This window comes from Streptomyces sp. CLV115, from assembly GCF_038448545.1.
GTDB lineage: Bacteria > Actinomycetota > Actinomycetes > Streptomycetales > Streptomycetaceae > Streptomyces > Streptomyces sanglieri.
In genome coordinates this window covers 1-15931 of record NZ_JBCEWQ010000185.1, presented here as the reverse complement: position 1 = coordinate 15931, position 15931 = coordinate 1, and the positions used below count along the sequence as shown (strand labels likewise).

Below are 15931 nucleotides of genomic sequence, written 5' to 3'. Positions count from 1 at the left end.
GCTGGGTGCGGGCGCGGCGGATGAGGCTGCGGGGGCCTTCGCCCTACGAGGCGCGGGGGCGCGACGGGCGCGCTTCGCCTCGGGCTGCGCGGCGCGCTCGGCCTGGATGCGGGCGAGGAGGGTGGCGGCTGGTTCGTCGGTGGGGTCCTGGGGGACGAGGGCGCCATTGAAGGAATGGCGCAGGAGAGCATCCCGCAGCGACGCCGCACGCAAGTCCTGCCTGCTCAATTGACTGCCGACATGTGCGGTCGCATCGATCTTGGCGGTAACTTCAGCCACCAGGCGCTTCTGTTCTTCGATGGGTGGAACTGGCATCTGGAAATTGGCGATGACAGCCTGGTCGATCTTTGGCATGGAGCCTGCCAGCCCCTTCGCCTTGCTCTTGAAGTAGTTCCGCGCCACCCTGCTTCGTAGAACCATCGTCGCGAATTCGGGGTCCAGACGGGAGCCGGTGCGCACCCTGATCAACAAGTCCGGGTAAATGGCCCAGTTCTTTGGTCCGTTAAAAATTGCCGCCGTGCCAACCAACTCGGGCGTATTGGACCGCTGGATCAGAATATCACCCGGTTCCAGCCAAAGCCCCTTGACTCTTGAAGGATCCGCTGACGTGATCTTCGTGTTCTCATCCCGGAAATCGTTCAACGTAACCGCGGTGAGATTGAGCGTGCGCACTCCGTCGGTGTCCGCAGTCACCCGGGCCGAGTGCCCATTACGCAGAGGCTCACGCAAAAGGCCTTCGAGAGGCTCAACGGGGGATCCGCTGCCGTCGCTCAGCATGGCACTGACCACTGAATCAGCAAGGAGTGAAAAACGCCGGGTGGAGCCCTTGAGGAGTCGGACCGCCGCATCCAGGCGAGAGATGTGACCTTCGAGGGCTTCTACGATGCGACGCTGCTCCGCGGCGGGTGGAACTGGCAGCCGTAGCGAAGCCAAGTAATCGCGTGGAACGCGCCTCAACCCAACAGCTCCGGACATGCTTCGCTCTGCGTCACGCCGGATCGAGCTCTGCAGCAGAAAATGAGCAATATATGATGCGGAAACTCCTCGCCGAGGCCGCAATACGTGAAACTCCGTACTGCCTACACCCAAGCCATTTCTCAACCCGCGTGCTACTGCGATTTTCCCATTCTCCATGCACGGCGTAACCTTGGCGAAGAGGACATCGCCTTCCTGGAATCGGGTGAGAGACTTATTTTTCGCATCTCCGTAGAACTTTGATTGATCTGGAGATAGGCAACCCGTTCCGGCTTCCACGGAAGCCATCGGAACGTAAGAGATCTCAGTGTTATCGTCAGGCGACGATTCAGGGCGCCTGGGATTTACTTGGCATAGATCTTCGATAGAGGCCCACGCCCACCCCGCCGGAAGTTCCTTCTCGCTCAAGCCAGTTCCCGATTCAGCTCAGTCAACAGATCCAGCGCCGGCTCTTTCCCGCCGAACGCCATCATGAAGCCGCGCCCCTTGCCGCGCTCCGTGAACGGCTCGTGGGCAAGTTCCGCCGGCTCTATGCCGACATCGCTGGCGACGACGTCCCGGATCTTCTCCAGCCACCACAGCTGCTCGTCCGTGAATGCGACGCCCGCCTGTCGCTGCCGCAGCAGCCAACCCTCGAAACGCTCCTCGACCACCGTACGGTACGGGCGGAGCTCACTGTCCGCGCCCAGCTCGTAACGGATCAGGCTGATCAGATCAGGGATGCCCGCCTCGCGCCCCGGGCGGGCCACCGCCTGACTCAGGTCCTCGTGGAAGCCCCAGAGCACCCTGGGCGTCCAGGCCCGCCTGGAGGCCCGGATCGTCGCCGCGAGTTCCTTAAGGGCGTCCCGGGCCTCGGCCGGGGAGACCGGGTTCCCGCTGCCCAGGGCGAGCCGGATCGCCGCGTTGCGGTCGCGCTGTTCCTTCAGTAGGTCGCCCCACTCGTCCAGGTTCTCGCGGGCGCGCTTCTCGCGCGGGACCTCTTCGACCTCCGTCACGGTGACGGCCGTCGTCTCGTCGTACGTCAGGTCCTTGTCCCGGCGGATCTCCAGGATCTGGCGGCGCAGCTCCGGGTTGCCGGTGAGAACGGCCACGGCGTCCTCCACCAGCCTGCGGGCCGCTCCCGCACCACCCTGCCGCCTCGCCGTGTCCTGCGCGTCGACGTCCACCGCGTCGACGATCCCGCGGGCGATCTCGGAGAGGGTCGTGCCACCCGCCGTGTTGGCCAGGAGGTCCCGCTCCTCCGGCTTGAGCTGCTGACTCAGCCGCGACAGGCGCCGCTGGAGGATCTCCGCCTCCTCCGCGCTGATCGACTTCGACCCTGTCTTGTCGAGCAGCTTGGCGAGCGAGACCTGCTTGCCCGTCGCCGGGATCATGGGCCGCGCGTCCACCAGCGGGGAGGTGGTGACGCCCGCCGCGTCGATCAGGACGAAGCGGTCCTTCGTGACGTCGTCGTCGGCGTCCGGGGTGACCTCGCGCAGCTCGGTGGCATCGATGGTGCGTGCCCCGCGTCCCTTCATCTGCTCGAAGAGAACCGCGCTGCGTACCGACCGCAGGAAGATCACACACTCCAGAGCCCGTACGTCCGTACCCGTGGCGATCATGTCGACCGTCACGGCCACCCGCATCCGGGGCGAGTTACGGAGATCGTTGATCAGGTCGTCGGGGTTGTCGCCGTTCTGACGACTCTTGTACGTGATCTTCTTTGCGAAGTCGTCACCGCGCCCGAAGACCTCCTTGACCTGCTTGAGCACGTCCTCGGCATGGTCTTCGCCGACCGCGAAAACGAGGGTCTTGGGGAGGTCCTTGCGGCCGGGGAACCAGCGCTGCCAGTTGTTCTTGTAAATCGTGAGCACGGCTCGGATCTCATCGATGTTGATCACCGAGCGGCCGATCTGGCCGGTGGTGTAGGTGAGGTCGTCGTCAAGTTCCACGTACCGCTGGGCCCTGGTCTTGCGGTCCTTGATCCGGACCGTCGTCCCTGCCTCGATCCTCGCGCCACCCTGCTCGCGCAGGTCGGTCGTGATGCGGACAACGTCGAAGTCGACGTTGACGCCGTCGGCGACGGCCTGCTCGTAGGTGTACTCGGAGACCGTGTTCTGGTCGAAGAAGCCCCGGGTCTGCGCAGTCGGAGTCGCGGTGAGGCCGACGAGGTGGGCGTCGAAGTAGTCCAGGACGCCCCGCCACAGTCCGTAGATGGAACGGTGGCACTCGTCCACGACGATCAGGTCGAAGGACTCCGGAGGCACGTCCGGCTGGTACTCGACCTCGATGGGGCGGTCGGTGGCGTAGTTCATCTCGGGGTCGTCCCCCGCACTGTCGGCGGAAGCCGTGCCCGTCTGCTGCTGTCCGGCGTCCGTCGCGTCGTCGCGGGCGTCGTCGTCCGTCAGCTGCTCGCCCTTGAGCAGGGCGTACATCTTCTGGATCGTGCAGATCACGACGGACGAGGTGTCCTGGAGTCCGGCCGCGCCCAACCGGTCGACGTTGTAGAGGTCGGCGAACTTCCTGCCGTCATCAGGGGTGGTGTAGTTGCGGAACTCCGACAACGCCTGACGGCCGAGGTTGTTGCGGTCGACGAGGAAGAGGACACGGCGGGCACCCGTGTGGCGCAGCAGTCGGTACGTTTCGGTGACGGCCGTGAAGGTCTTGCCCGCGCCGGTCGCCATGTGGATCAGAGCGCGGGGCCTGTCCTGGGCGAGGGACTGCTCCAGGCCGCTGATCGCATCGATCTGCGCGAGGCGCAGACCGTACGGCTCCAGTTTCGGCATGCGCCGCAGACCGGCCCGGAAGGTCGGGGCCCGGCGGTCCTCCGCGCGCTCCATCCAAGCGGCGACGGTCTCGGGACGGTGGAAGGAGAACACCTCGCGGGACCGGGGCTCGGGGTCCAGGCGATTGACGAAGTAGGTCTCGGTTCCGGTGGTGGCGTAGCGGAAGGCGAAGGGCTCGGACTCCCGCCAGACAGCCAGGCTGTGCTCCTTCAGCACGCCCTTGGCATAGCGCTCGTTCTGGGAGAGGGCGCTGGAGAGGTGGTCCCCCTCGCGCTTGGCCTCGATGACGCCGACGATCCGGCCATCGACATACAACACGTAGTCCGCGCGTCCGGTCGCGAGGGTGAACTCCCGTACCGCGACACCCTGTCCGGCGAGCGGGTTCAGGTCGGCACAGTCCTGGACGAGCCAGCCGGCCTCGGCGAGCATGACGTCGATCTTCTGCCGGGCCTGGACCTCGTTCAGAGGGGCCGGGCGCTGGGCACGGTGCACGATGGCGTCACGGGCGGCGGCGTTCACCCGACGCGGCTGCTTGCGGTCGGTCTCGTACTGAGCCTGCTGCGCGGATCGCAGGCTGACGATCTCGGTCTCCATGTCCACGAGCCGGGCGGCCAACGCTGCCTTGGCCTGCTGAGCACTGACCATCAGGGCTTCGGCCTCGGCGCGGGCCCGGCTCTCGGCCGCGAGGCGGTCGGTGGACTCGCTCAGCTTGACCCGGGACTGGGCCAGTGCGTCGCGCTGCCCGTCGAGTGCCCGGCGCAGTTCGGCGACCTCCGCCGGGTCCGTGAGTACGGGCATGGCAGGCGGAACAAAGGCCGTGACTGTGCGCTTACCGGTCAGGGCGCGGTGGTAGAAGACTCCGAGCTCGTAGCAGAAACGGACGGCCTCAAGGGCGCGGGTGGTGTCGAAGACGTGGGCGTGCGCGGCCTCGTTGCGGTCGCGGCGGAGCCGGTCGAAGGCGTCGTGCACGGCGGGGGTGAGGGCGCCGATGTCGGTGAGGGCCCGCAGCCGGTCGATCTGGCGGGTGCCCGCGACACGGATGCCCGTACGCGTGACGAGATCCTCGGCCAGCACCTCACCGAACTGGCCCGCCTGGACCTGGGCGGCGTTCGGATTGCTGAAGACGTTGAGTTCGGCCTGGGCGCCGTACAGGGCGAGGAGCGGCTGATGCTGATACAACACCCCAAAGTTCGGTGATGCCTTGGCCAGGTCCCGAAGCCGGTCGTCCACGCTGTTCCCACCCCACCGGTACATATCGTCAAGATGATCGAGTCTACGAGGCGCAGGGTGGTCGGGCCTTGTGTTTTGCCAGGTTCTTCATACCGGCGGGGCCGGTATGACGGCGGACTTCACTTCGGTCCCGGCGGCTCGGATCAGCTCCGCGAAGGCCGGACGACGAACGGCTCCCCGCAGCCGGGCCGATGCCCTTGACATGCGGGAGCGGGGTGCCCGTTCCCGCCGGCTGCGTGCCGGTGGGTGAGCACCCCGCCCGTGGATGTTCCGGGTTCAGCGCTTGGTGCTGGTGTTGAAGAGCGAGCGCGACCAGAAGTAGCCGACCAGGGTGATGCCGGCGCACCAGGCGAGGGAGATCCAGCCGCTGTTGCCGATCGCCGAGCCGGTGAGCAGGCCGCGCAGGGTCTCGGTCATCGGCGTGAACGGCTGGTACTCGGCGAACCAGCGCAGGCCGGGCGCCATCGAACCGGCCGGCACGAACGCCGAGCCGAGGAACGGCAGGAACTGGATGAGCAGCGGCTTGTTGCTCGCGGACTCGACCGTCTTGGAGATCAGGCCGAGCGCCGCCGACAGCCAGGCCACGGCGAAGGCGATGGCCGCGATCAGCCCGGCCGCGGCCAGCCACTCCAGCGGGTTCGCGTCGGGGCGGAAGCCGAGCGCGAGGGCCACGCCCACCACCAGGACCAGGCTCACCACCGTGGTGATGACGGAGCCGATGACATGGCCCGTCATGAACGACGAGCGTGTGATGTTCATGGTGCGGAAGCGGTTGATGATGCCCTCGGTCATGTCCTGGCAGACCGCGATCGAGGTCGACATGGCCCCGGCGGCCACGCCCATGATGATGACGCCGGGCGTCAGATACTCCAGATACGCGTCCCGGCCGCCGGAGCCCGGCAGACCGGCACCGATCGAGTCCCCGAAGGCGTACACGAAGAGCAGCAGCATCAGGATGGGCATCATGGCCGGGCCGAGCGAGACGGCCGGGTAGCGCAGCGCGTGCTTGATGTTGCGCCGCAGCATCGTCATCGAGTCGTGCACGGCGTACGTGAGGGTGCTCATCGCAGGGTCTCCTTGACGTGGAGCGGAGTGGCGTCGGTGCCGTCGCCGGTCAGGGCGAGGAACACGTCGTCGAGGTCGGGGGTGTGCACGGAGAAGTCGGCGGCCCGCACTCCGGCCGCGTCCAGCTGGTCGAACAGGGCGCGCAGCGCCTCCATGCCGGCGTCGCTCGCCACCCGCAGGGAGAGGTTCTCGTCGTCGCGGGCGGCGCCGGGGAAGGCGGCGGCCGCGCGCTCGAACTCGTCCGGGTCGGTGAACCGCAGCCGCACATGGCTGCCGGGGATCTGCGCCTTGAGCTCGTCGGCGGTGCCCTCGGCGACGATCCGGCCGCCGTCGAGGACCGCGATCCGGTCCGCCAACTGGTCGGCCTCCTCCAGGTACTGCGTGGTGAGGAAGACGGTGACGCCGCCCTCGACCAGCGTGCGCACCGTGTCCCACATCGTGCGGCGGCTGCGCGGGTCGAGCCCGGTCGTCGGCTCGTCCAGGAAGATCACCTTCGGGTCGCCGACCAGCGTCATCGCGAGGTCGAGACGGCGCCGCATGCCGCCGGAGAAGGTAGCGGCACGGTTCTTGGCGACGTCCGCGATGCCGAACCGCTCCAGCAACTCCTCGGCCCGCCTGCGCCCTTCGCGCTTGCCGAGGCGCAGCAGGTCGGCCATGAGAAGCAGGTTCTCCTCGGCGGTGAGCAGATCGTCGAGTGCGGCGAACTGTCCGGTGACGCCGATCGCGGCGCGCACCCCGTCCGGCGCGGTGGCGACGTCATGGCCCGCGACCTGGGCCCGCCCGCCGTCGGCGGCGATGAGTGTGGACAGGATCTGCACGGTGGTGGTCTTGCCGGCGCCGTTCGGCCCGAGCAGGGCGAACACGGTACCGGAGGGGATCCGCAGATCGATGCCGTCGAGGACGGTCTTGTCGCCGTACGACTTGCGCAGATCGGCGGTGGAGACGGCGAGGGCGGGCTGCTGCGCGCCGTCGTTCCTTGGTGTGGGCATGACAGAATTAGGCATGGGGTCCTCCCCCTGGAAGGCGTGCTGAGCGGTGAAGTGGAGTGATCTGCCGACTGCTTGAGCGGGTCAGGCCTTGGCGCGGACGATGTCGATGTTGCCCCAGTTGGTCCGAGCGCGGACCTTGACGGAGTCCTCGGCCCGCTCGGGGGCCCCGGACGCGGCGAGCGAGTTGCGCACCTGCCCCCGGTTGGAGCTGACGTCGAGCCAGGCGGCGGCGCCCTCGCGGATGCCGATCTCGATGGAGCCGTTGGAGGTCTCCAGCTGGACTTCGCCACGGGCGACGTCGGCGACGCGCAGGAGTCCGTTGGTCGCGGTGCCGGTGACCGATGCCTCGGCACGCGCGATGTCGATGCTGCCGTTGGCGCCGCCCACCCGCAGTTCGCCGGTCACGGTGCCGACGGCCGTGGTGCCGTTCGCGTTCTTCAGGACGGCGGGTCCGTCCACGAAGCCGACGCGCACATTGCCGGTGCTGGTGGTGACCTCGGCCCGGCCCTCGACCCGGTCCACGACGATCGAGCCGTGCGACGTGGCGAGCGTCAGCGGACCGGTGGTGTCGAGGCGCACGTCCCCCGCGGAGGTCTTCACCCTCACCTCGCCGAGCCGGCCCTCGCCCTGCACCTGGGCCAGGGCGCCGGTCACCTCCACCTGCGAGCCCGCGGGCAGTTCGACCGTCACGTCGACGACGCCGGAGGGTCCGATGAGGCGGCGCCCCTTGGGCGTCCTGACGGTCAGCAGACCGCCCGCACAGGTGGCCTCGGTCTGCTCGGCCGCCCGCACGTCCTGGTCCTTCTTCGGGTCGCGGGGCCGTGCCTCGACGACGGTTTCGGGCCGGTCGGTGGCGACGAACCGGATGGATCCGGCCTCCACGTTGGCGGTCACGGAGATCGGCTGGGGTGTGTGGAAAGAAGGCATGGCTGTCCCGTCCTTTTGGGTATCAGGGTGAAATTCCGGGTGAATTCAGGCAGGTCCGGGTGCGCGCTCAGCGCACCCAGCCCGTGAAGCTCTGTCCGTGACTGCGGGCGGTGCGGGTCTTCTCCGTCGTACGCGGCCGGTCTCCGCCGTCGACCGCGGCCGACACGGCTCGCACCAGCCACGCGTTGACCGAAAGGCCCTCGCGGTTCGCGGCCTCCTCGGCGCGCGCCTTGAGGTGGGCGGGCAACCGCAGATTGACGCGGGCGGTGCCGCCCTCGTCACTGTCGGCGGGCGCCGGGGCCGGGGCCGGGGTCCTGAGCGGCTCGATGGGCGCGCTCCGCTCCTCGGGCACCTCCTCGCCCGCCGGCTTCGTCACCACGAAGTCGGGGTCGAGCCCGCGCAGCCGTACGTCGACCGAGCCGGGGGCGAGTTCACGGGTGACCTCGTCCATCGCGGCGGAGAGCACATTGAGCATCGTCAGGCGGGTTGCCGACTCCAGCGGAGCGGTGAGCCGCTCGGCCAGCTCGCGGGCTTCTTCGCCGCCGGCTTCGGCGGCCACCGCGAGTTCGCGGCGGAGGTTGTCGACATACGGCGTGAGGTCCATGACGCCATAGTGGCACCACGATGGCACCACTCGCAACCCCGTAGGCGGAATACCTGGCGGTCCACCCTTCACCCAGCGGCTCTGACCTGCAAAAACGCGACAGAATTCGCATTGCATCAATGTGGCGCCACCCAAGGATCCGGCCCCTCTGGCGCCTCTAGTGATGCCATGTGGCGCCATGCGGTGCCACGTGGCGCCATGTGGCGCCATGCAGTGCCACGTGGCGCCATGTGGCACCGCCATGGCTCGGGGGACGACGCCGAGTCGGCGCCCCGGCCCGCCCGCGAGTCGGGCCCCGCCCGACTGCTGGGCGGGGCCTGGCCGGCAGCCGTCCCGGACGCCGGCCGGCACCGTGACGCCTCGGGGAACACGCGCACGCGGTACGTGCCCGGGGCCCGGAAGGGCGGGGACCGCCGCGAGCGGCCCTCAGTGCGGCTTCACGTACTCCACCTTCACCACGCCCGGCACACCGGGCAGCTTCTTCCGGCCGGTCAGCAGTGCGTCCGCCGAGGTGTCGCCCAGGAGGTACCTGCGGAAGAACGCGACGGTGTAGCCCGTGGCGATCCGGCGCTGGGTCGCCTCGTCGAGCCCCCGGTGCTGCTGGTTCCGGCCGTCCTGTGAGACACACCGTCCGGGCCGCTCGCCGGGGATCGCGTCGTCCACCGCCGCGACCTGGCCACTACCGGGCGACCACTGCGTGTTGAAGTAGTTGTGGTTGCCGCCGGTGAGGGTGATGCCGTGCAGCGGCGCCTTGTTCGTCTTCCTGTTCCACCTCACGTACTCACCGGTGTTGACCTGGTCGCACGTGCCCCACAGCACCGCCAGCGGAACCTTGGTGACCGGCTCGTTCTCCCAGGTGGCGGTGGGTGCGAGCCCCAGCGCCGCCCTGACCTTCACCCCGGCCGGCCAGTCGCCGTGCCGCTTGTCGGAGACCTGTTGCATCACACCTCCGCCGCCCATGGAGTGTCCGAGAGTCCCGACGCGCCCCAGGTCCAGGTGCCCGGCGAAGGCGGCGCCGACGGCCCGGCCGGTCCTCGGGTCCTTGAGCTTGCCCCTCAACGGTCCTTTGCCCACATCGAGTTGACGCCACAGGTCCAGGTGTTTGTTGATGAGTGCGGCACGTGCCTGGTACACCGAATCCGCCTGGCCGCCACTGGTCGCGTTGATCCCGTCGGCTCCCACGGAAACCACCACGAAGCCCTGCCGGGCCAGGCTCCGGGCCAGATAGTCGTAGCCGGAGCTGCTCGGCAGCGGGGAGACACCGGCCTTGCACGGCCAGGCCCAGAGCCGGTCGCTCATCTTCTCGATGATCTCCGTCTGCCTGGCCACCCCGGCCTCGTCCCCCGCCTTCTCGGCCAGCGCCAGCGCCTTCTGCGCCTTCGTCAGCCCGCGCTGCGCGGCACGGTCCGCGCAAGTGGCCCACTGCCCGTGCTGCATGACGATCAGCGGATGCCTGCCCCGCGTCGGCCCCTTGCCATCCGGCCCCTCGGGATAGCGCACCACCGCGGCGAGCTCGCTCTTCCCCTCGTACGGCGCACCGGGCACGAAGGCCAGGTCCCCCAGGTCGTAGCTCACCCGCCCCACCGACACCGTGGCCGAGGCCCCGGCCGTACCGGGCCCCGGCGTGGCCGGGGTTCCACCCCCCACCGCCAGGGCGGGCACCGTCGCCGCACCCGCGACCACAACAGCACTGGCGACAAGAGCCGCCGTACGAACCCGGCCGCCGAAATCCCCGCCGCCTCGCTTGTCCACCGCCATGCGCGGTCCCGCCTCTCAGGTCGCTCCGGATGCTCATGACCGACCGCGACCGGGCTGCTGCGCACCACACGTCGGGGACGGACGCACCCCACACTGGCCCCCACTTGTCAGAAACCTGTGAGCCCGGCGCAGGGATGCCGCCCGCCACCGAAGTGGACGCGGTCGCGCTCCCCCGGAGCGGGAAGACGTACAGCTGGAGCGGGAAGACGTACAGCCCCTCGGCCCGCAGCCGCAGCCCGCCGGTATGCCGGCCCGTGCCGGAGCGCGCTCAGGGGGCGACCGCGGTCAGCGAGCGATGGTGCTTCGGGCTCTCGATCTCGTCGATCAGCGCCACCGCCAGGTCCGCGTAGGAGAAGGAGGTCGCACCATCGACGGCCGGCAGCACCCGGTTGTCTCCCGTCCGGTACCGGCCGGTCCGTGGGGCCTCGTCGTCCAGGATGACGGGCGGCGGGGCGATGACGAGCCAGTCGATGTCCGTCTCCGCGGCGCGCAGCACGTCGAGTTCCGCGGTGTGACCCAGTGAGAAGGCCCGTGCCTCCTCGGGGAAGCCGGGGGCGTCATGGACCACCACCCCGGGTGCGGTCTCCAGCGTGGATCCGATCCCGATGAGGACCAGCCGGCCGACCCCGGCCCCGGCCAAGCCGTCCAGCAGCGCGTGGGCCGCGCTGCTGTAGAACTCCGCCGACGGCATGTCGAGCCGCCCGGCCGCGCAGATCGCCGCATCGTGCCCCGCCGCGACCTCCGCGACGCTGTCCGCCCGGGTCACATCACCGGCGACCACGCTCACGCCTTCACCGGCCAGATCCCGGTACCTGTCCGTGTCCCGCACCACCGCGGTGACCCGGTGCCCGCGGGCCACCGCCTCGGCGACCGCGCGCCGTCCGGCCCGCCCGCCGGCTCCGAAGACGACGATCCTGCTGCCCATGGGGTTCCCCTCGCCAAGGCCCGCGGGTCCGCGGGCCGGTGAGGCGGACGCTAGCCCCGCACCCCATGGTTTCCGCAACGATAGTTACGTACGCTCACCGGGGTGAGCCAACCACTTGATCCCGAAATGTTCACCGGCTGCTCCCATGTCACCTCGCCGTTCCGGATCGGCGGCAAATGGACCCCGAAGATCATCAGGTATCTGGAGGGCGGCCCGCGGCGCTTCAGCGAACTGGCGGTCCCGCTGCGCGGCATCACGCCGAAGGTGCTGACCGGGACGCTCCGGTCGATGGAGCGGGACGGCCTCGTCACCCGTACCGTCCATGGCGGAATCCCCCCACGGGTGGACTACGAACTGAGCGCACTGGGCCGCACCCTGCTCGCCCCGATGGCCGCCTGCTGCGCGTGGGCGGCGGCGCATCTGCCGGAACTGAGCGACGCGAGGGACGCGCACGGGAGCCCCGATCCGGCGCCCGCCCTCGCCCGGACACACGAAACGGGGCCCGGTCGCAAGACCGGGCCCCCCTCGCTTTCCCCCAACGTCGAGGCTTCCTGATCCCCCCAGATCCCTCCCCGGAAGCACCCGACGCCAGATACGACTCGGTCGGGTGCCAAACGGTTGCACGCCTTGACGATCTCTTTGCCTTGGTGGCAAAGAGCCTTGTCAGCAGGCGTGCTCGGCGTACCGGGCGGCCACCTCCGCGAGGACTTCGGCGCCGTCCCGGGCCCAGAGGGCCTCGTTGAAGATCTCCACCTCGATCGGGCCGTCGAAGCCGGCGGCCTCGACCAGGGAGCGGAAGGCTCGGAAGTCCACCGCTCCGTCACCGAGTTGGCCCCGGCCGAGCAGAACGCCCGCCGGGAGCGGGGTGATCCAGTCGGCCAGCTGGAAGGAGTGGATCCGGCCGCCCGCACCGGCGCGGGCGATCTGCGCGGGCGCCTGGTCGTCCCACCAGATGTGGTACGTGTCGACGACCACGCCCACCTGGTCGGCCGGGAAGCGTTCCGCGATGTCCAGCGCCTGGGACAGCGTGGAGACCACGCAGCGGTCCGAGGCGAACATCGGGTGCAGCGGTTCGATGGCCAGGCGTACGCCGCGTTCGGCCGCGTACGGGGCCAGCTCCGCGAGCGCGTCGGCGATCCGCTCACGGGCGCCGCGCAGGTCCTTGCTGCCCTCGGGGAGACCGCCGGAGACCAGGACCAGGGTGTCGGTGGACAGTCCCGCCGCCTCGTCGACCGCGGCGCGGTTGTCGTTGAGGGCACGGGCCCGTTCCGCCGGGTCCACTGCGGTGAAGAAGCCGCCGCGGCAGAGGCTGGTGACGGACAGGCCGGAGTCGGCGAGGAGTCGGGCGGTGCGCTCGACGCCGTACGACTGGACGGGGGCCCGCCACAGGCCGACCTTGTCGATGCCCGCCTTGGCGCAGCCCTCGGCCAGCTCGGGCAGCGACCACTGCTTGATGGTCTCCTGGTTGATGGAGAGACGGCCGTCGCTCATCGGGTGCCTCCATTGACGGCGAGCAGGGCGCGCATCCGGGATTCGGCCAGCTCCGGGTCGGGGAACAGGCCCAGCCGGTCCGCGAGTTCGTACGCCTTCGCCAGGTGCGGCAGCGAGCGGGCGGACTGGAGACCGCCGACCATCGTGAAGTGGTCCTGGTGGCCGGCCAGCCAGGCGAGGAACACCACACCCGTCTTGTAGAACCGGGTGGGCGCCTGGAAGAGGTGCCGGGACAGCTCGACCGTGGGGTCGAGGAGGTCGCGGAAACCCTGGGTGTCACCCGTGTCGAGGACCCGTACCGCGTGTGCGGCCAGCGGGCCCAGCGGGTCGAAGATGCCGAGCAGGGCGTGGCTGAAGCCCTGGTCGTCGCCCGCGATCAGCTCGGGGTAGTTGAAGTCGTCGCCGGTGTAGCAGCGCACCCCGCCCGGCAGCCGGCGGCGGACGTCGATCTCGCGCTCCGCGTCGAGGAGGGAGATCTTGATGCCGTCGACCTTGTCCGGGTGTTCCGCGATGACCTTCAGGAACGTACCGGTGGCGGTGTCGAGGTCCGAGGAGCCCCAGTAGCCGTCCAGCGCGGGGTCGAACATCGGGCCCAGCCAGTGCAGGACGACCGGCTCCGACGCCTGGCGCAGCAGGTGCGCGTACGTCTCCAGGTAGTCCTCGGGCCCCTTCGCCGCCGCGGCGAGCGCGCGGGAGGCCATCAGGATGGCCTGGGCGCCGCTCTCCTCGACGAGCGCGAGCTGCTCCTCGTACGCGGCGCGGACCTCGGCGAGGGTGGCGGGGCCGGTGAGCTGGTCGGTGCCGACGCCGCAGGCGATGCGGCCGCCGACCGACTTCGCCTCGGCGGCGGAGCGGCGGATCAGCTCGGCGGCGCCGGCCCAGTCCAGGCCCATGCCGCGCTGGGCGGTGTCCATCGCCTCCGCGACACCGAGGCCGTGCGACCAGAGGTGACGGCGGAAGGCGAGGGTGGCGTCCCAGTCGACGGCGGCCGGCGAGTCGGGGCTGATGTCGGCGTACGGGTCGGCGACGACATGGGCCGCCGAGAAGACCGTGCGGGAGGCGAGCGGGCTGCCGCCGGGCGCGAGGCCGAGCGGGGTGGTACGGGGTTCGTACGGGCCCTGCGGGAGGTGGATGGTCAACTCAGATCAGCTCCGATGCGCCGTACGTGTACGGGGTGGGCAGTCACAGGGACAGCTCCGGGACGTCGAGGCGGCGGCCCTCCGCGTGGGACTTCAGACCCAGCTCGGCGAGCTGCACGCCGCGGGCGCCGGCCATCAGGTCCCAGGTGTAGGGCTCGTCGAGGACGATGTGGCGCAGGAAGAGCTCCCACTGGGCCTTGAAGCCGTTGTCGAAGACCGCGTTGTCGGGGACTTCCTGCCACTGGTCGCGGAAGGACTCGGTGACCGGGAGGTCGGGGTTCCAGACCGGCTTGGGGGTGGCCGAGCGGTGCTGGACCCGGCAGTTGCGCAGGCCGGCGACGGCCGAGCCGTGCGTTCCGTCGACCTGGAACTCGACCAGCTCGTCACGGTTGACCCGGACCGTCCAGGAGGAGTTGATCTGCGCGACGGCACCGCTCTCCAGCTGGAAGATGCCGTACGCGGCGTCGTCGGCGGTCGCGGCGTAGGGCTTGCCCTGCTCGTCCCAGCGCTGCGGGATGTGCGTCTGGACGTGCGCCTGGACGGTGGAGACCCGGCCGAACAGCTCGTGGAGCACGTACTCCCAGTGCGGGAACATGTCGACGACGATGCCGCCGCCGTCCTCCGCGCGGTAGTTCCAGGACGGGCGCTGGGCCTCCTGCCAGTCGCCCTCGAAGACCCAGTAGCCGAACTCGCCGCGCACGGAGAGGATCTCGCCGAAGAAGCCGCCGTCGATGAGGCGCTTCAGCTTCAGCAGGCCCGGCAGGAAGATCTTGTCCTGGACGACGCCGTGCTTGATCCCGGCCTCGCCGGCGAGCCGGGCCAGCTCCAGGGCGCCCTCGACATCGGTGGCGGTGGGCTTCTCGGTGTAGATGTGCTTGCCCGCCGCGATCGCCTTCTTGATCGCGTCCACCCGGGCCGAGGTGACCTGGGCGTCGAAGTAGATGTCGATGGTGTCGTCGGCGAGGACCGCGTCGAGGTCGGTCGACCACTCGGTCAGGCCGTGCTGCGCGGCGAGCTCCTCCAGCGCATGGGCGCGGCGGCCGACCAGCACGGGCTCGGGCCACAGCACGTCGCCGTCGCCGAGGTCGAGGCCGCCCTGCTCGCGGATCGCGAGGATCGAGCGCACCAGGTGCTGCCGGTATCCCATGCGACCCGTGACGCCGTTCATGGCGATGCGCACTGTCCTGCGTGTCACGAAACTTCCTCCATACAGCCGTAGCAAGCGCTTTCTATACGGTATGACGCTAGCCTGCCGACAGCGGCCCGGACAAGAGGGGGTGCGCTGATAACTCCACTCACCCCTTGTCACTCCTCGGAGGAAAGCGATGACAGTCACCCTGGCGGATGTGGCGGCCCGCGCCCGGGTGTCGCCGGCCACCGTCTCCCGCGTGCTCAACGGCAACTACCCGGTGGCCGCGTCCACCCGTGAACGGGTCCTGCGCGCGGTGGACGATCTGGACTATGTGCTCAACGGGCCGGCCAGCTCGCTCGCGGCGGCCACCTCGGACCTGGTCGGCATCCTGGTCAACGACATCGCGGACCCGTTCTTCGGGATCATGGCGGGCGCGGCGCAGACCGAGATCGGCGGGCCGGGCGCCGGTTCGGGCCGGGCAGGCGGCGAGAAGCTCGCGGTGGTCTGCAACACCGGCGGCTCCCCCGAGCGCGAACTGACCTATCTCACCCTGCTCCAGCGCCAGCGCGCCGCGGCCGTCGTCCTGACCGGCGGCGCGGTGGAGGACCCGGTGCACCAGGCCGCGGTGTCCGCCAAGCTGGCCAAGCTCGCGGACGCGGGCACCCGGGTGGTGCTGTGCGGGCGGCCCCCGCTGCCGGACGGCGAGGCGGTCGTGGCCGCGCTGGCCTTCGACAACCGGGGCGGCGGGCGTCGCCTCACCGAGCACCTGCTCTCGCTCGGCCACCGGCGGATCGGCTATGTCGCGGGCCCGCTGGAGCGGACCACGACCCGCCACCGGCTGGAGGGCCACCGCGACGCGATGCGGGCGGCGGGGCTCCTCGGCGGGGGTACGGGCACGGCGGGGCGCTCCGGCGGGGGCACGGGTGCGGCG

Annotated in this window: 12 protein-coding genes and 2 pseudogenes; 2 read left to right on the top strand and 12 right to left on the bottom strand. The window is 69.9% G+C overall.

Going from position 1 to position 15931, the window contains the following annotated elements:
• The 9 genes and pseudogenes from AADR41_RS36755 to AADR41_RS36720 all read right to left on the bottom strand — a co-directional run.
• Positions 1–672 (bottom strand): annotated as a pseudogene (locus AADR41_RS36755) (hypothetical protein); the annotation flags it as partial.
• Positions 673–867: 195 nt separating this feature from the next.
• Positions 868–1383 (bottom strand): annotated as a pseudogene (locus tag AADR41_RS43045) (restriction endonuclease subunit S); the annotation flags it as partial.
• Complete coding sequence (locus AADR41_RS36750; RefSeq protein WP_342286372.1) at positions 1380–4922, bottom strand: DEAD/DEAH box helicase family protein; 3543 nt, start codon at positions 4920–4922, stop codon at positions 1380–1382. The gene AADR41_RS36750 and the pseudogene AADR41_RS43045, both read right to left, overlap by 4 nt.
• Before the next feature lie 324 nt (positions 4923–5246).
• Positions 5247–6035, bottom strand: coding sequence for an ABC transporter permease (locus AADR41_RS36745; protein WP_342286370.1), 789 nt, complete (start codon positions 6033–6035; stop codon positions 5247–5249).
• On the bottom strand, positions 6032–7024 hold the full coding sequence (locus AADR41_RS36740) for an ATP-binding cassette domain-containing protein (protein ID WP_342286368.1): 993 nt from the start codon (positions 7022–7024) through the stop codon (positions 6032–6034). The genes AADR41_RS36745 and AADR41_RS36740 overlap by 4 nt, the downstream gene beginning before the upstream one ends.
• 81 nt (positions 7025–7105) lie before the next feature.
• Entirely contained in the window at positions 7106–7951 is an 846-nt protein-coding gene (locus tag AADR41_RS36735) for a DUF4097 family beta strand repeat-containing protein (RefSeq protein ID WP_342286367.1), read from the bottom strand.
• A gap of 67 nt (positions 7952–8018) precedes the next feature.
• Complete coding sequence (locus tag AADR41_RS36730) at positions 8019–8555, bottom strand: toxin-antitoxin system HicB family antitoxin (RefSeq protein ID WP_342286365.1); 537 nt, start codon at positions 8553–8555, stop codon at positions 8019–8021.
• 426 nt (positions 8556–8981) lie between these two features.
• On the bottom strand, positions 8982–10313 hold the full coding sequence (locus AADR41_RS36725; RefSeq protein ID WP_342286363.1) for an alpha/beta hydrolase: 1332 nt from the start codon (positions 10311–10313) through the stop codon (positions 8982–8984).
• 268 nt (positions 10314–10581) lie between these two features.
• On the bottom strand, positions 10582–11238 hold the full coding sequence (locus tag AADR41_RS36720) for an NAD(P)-dependent oxidoreductase (RefSeq protein ID WP_342286362.1): 657 nt from the start codon (positions 11236–11238) through the stop codon (positions 10582–10584).
• A 102-nt stretch (positions 11239–11340) separates the two neighbouring features.
• Between AADR41_RS36720 and AADR41_RS36715 the strand changes: the two genes are divergently transcribed.
• Positions 11341–11793, top strand: a complete 453-nt coding sequence (locus tag AADR41_RS36715; protein WP_342286360.1) for a winged helix-turn-helix transcriptional regulator — start codon at positions 11341–11343, stop codon at positions 11791–11793.
• Between the two features lie 108 nt (positions 11794–11901).
• Here AADR41_RS36715 and AADR41_RS36710 read toward each other — a convergent pair whose 3' ends face one another.
• The 3 genes from AADR41_RS36710 to AADR41_RS36700 are packed head-to-tail and all read right to left on the bottom strand — an operon-like array spanning position 11902 to position 15063.
• Positions 11902–12729 carry a sugar phosphate isomerase/epimerase family protein gene (locus AADR41_RS36710; RefSeq protein ID WP_342286359.1) on the bottom strand — a complete coding sequence of 276 codons (828 nt, stop codon included), beginning with the start codon at positions 12727–12729 and terminating at the stop codon, positions 11902–11904.
• Positions 12726–13868: a dihydrodipicolinate synthase family protein gene (locus AADR41_RS36705; RefSeq protein WP_342286357.1), complete on the bottom strand. Its 1143-nt coding sequence runs from the start codon at positions 13866–13868 to the stop codon at positions 12726–12728. Before AADR41_RS36705 ends, AADR41_RS36710 begins: the two co-directional genes overlap by 4 nt.
• A 43-nt stretch (positions 13869–13911) precedes the next feature.
• Entirely contained in the window at positions 13912–15063 is a 1152-nt protein-coding gene (locus AADR41_RS36700; RefSeq protein WP_342286356.1) for a Gfo/Idh/MocA family protein, read from the bottom strand.
• 130 nt (positions 15064–15193) lie between these two features.
• Here AADR41_RS36700 and AADR41_RS36695 point away from each other — a divergent pair.
• A partial coding sequence (locus AADR41_RS36695) for a LacI family DNA-binding transcriptional regulator (RefSeq protein ID WP_342286355.1) occupies positions 15194–15931 on the top strand: 738 nt, incomplete at its 3' end.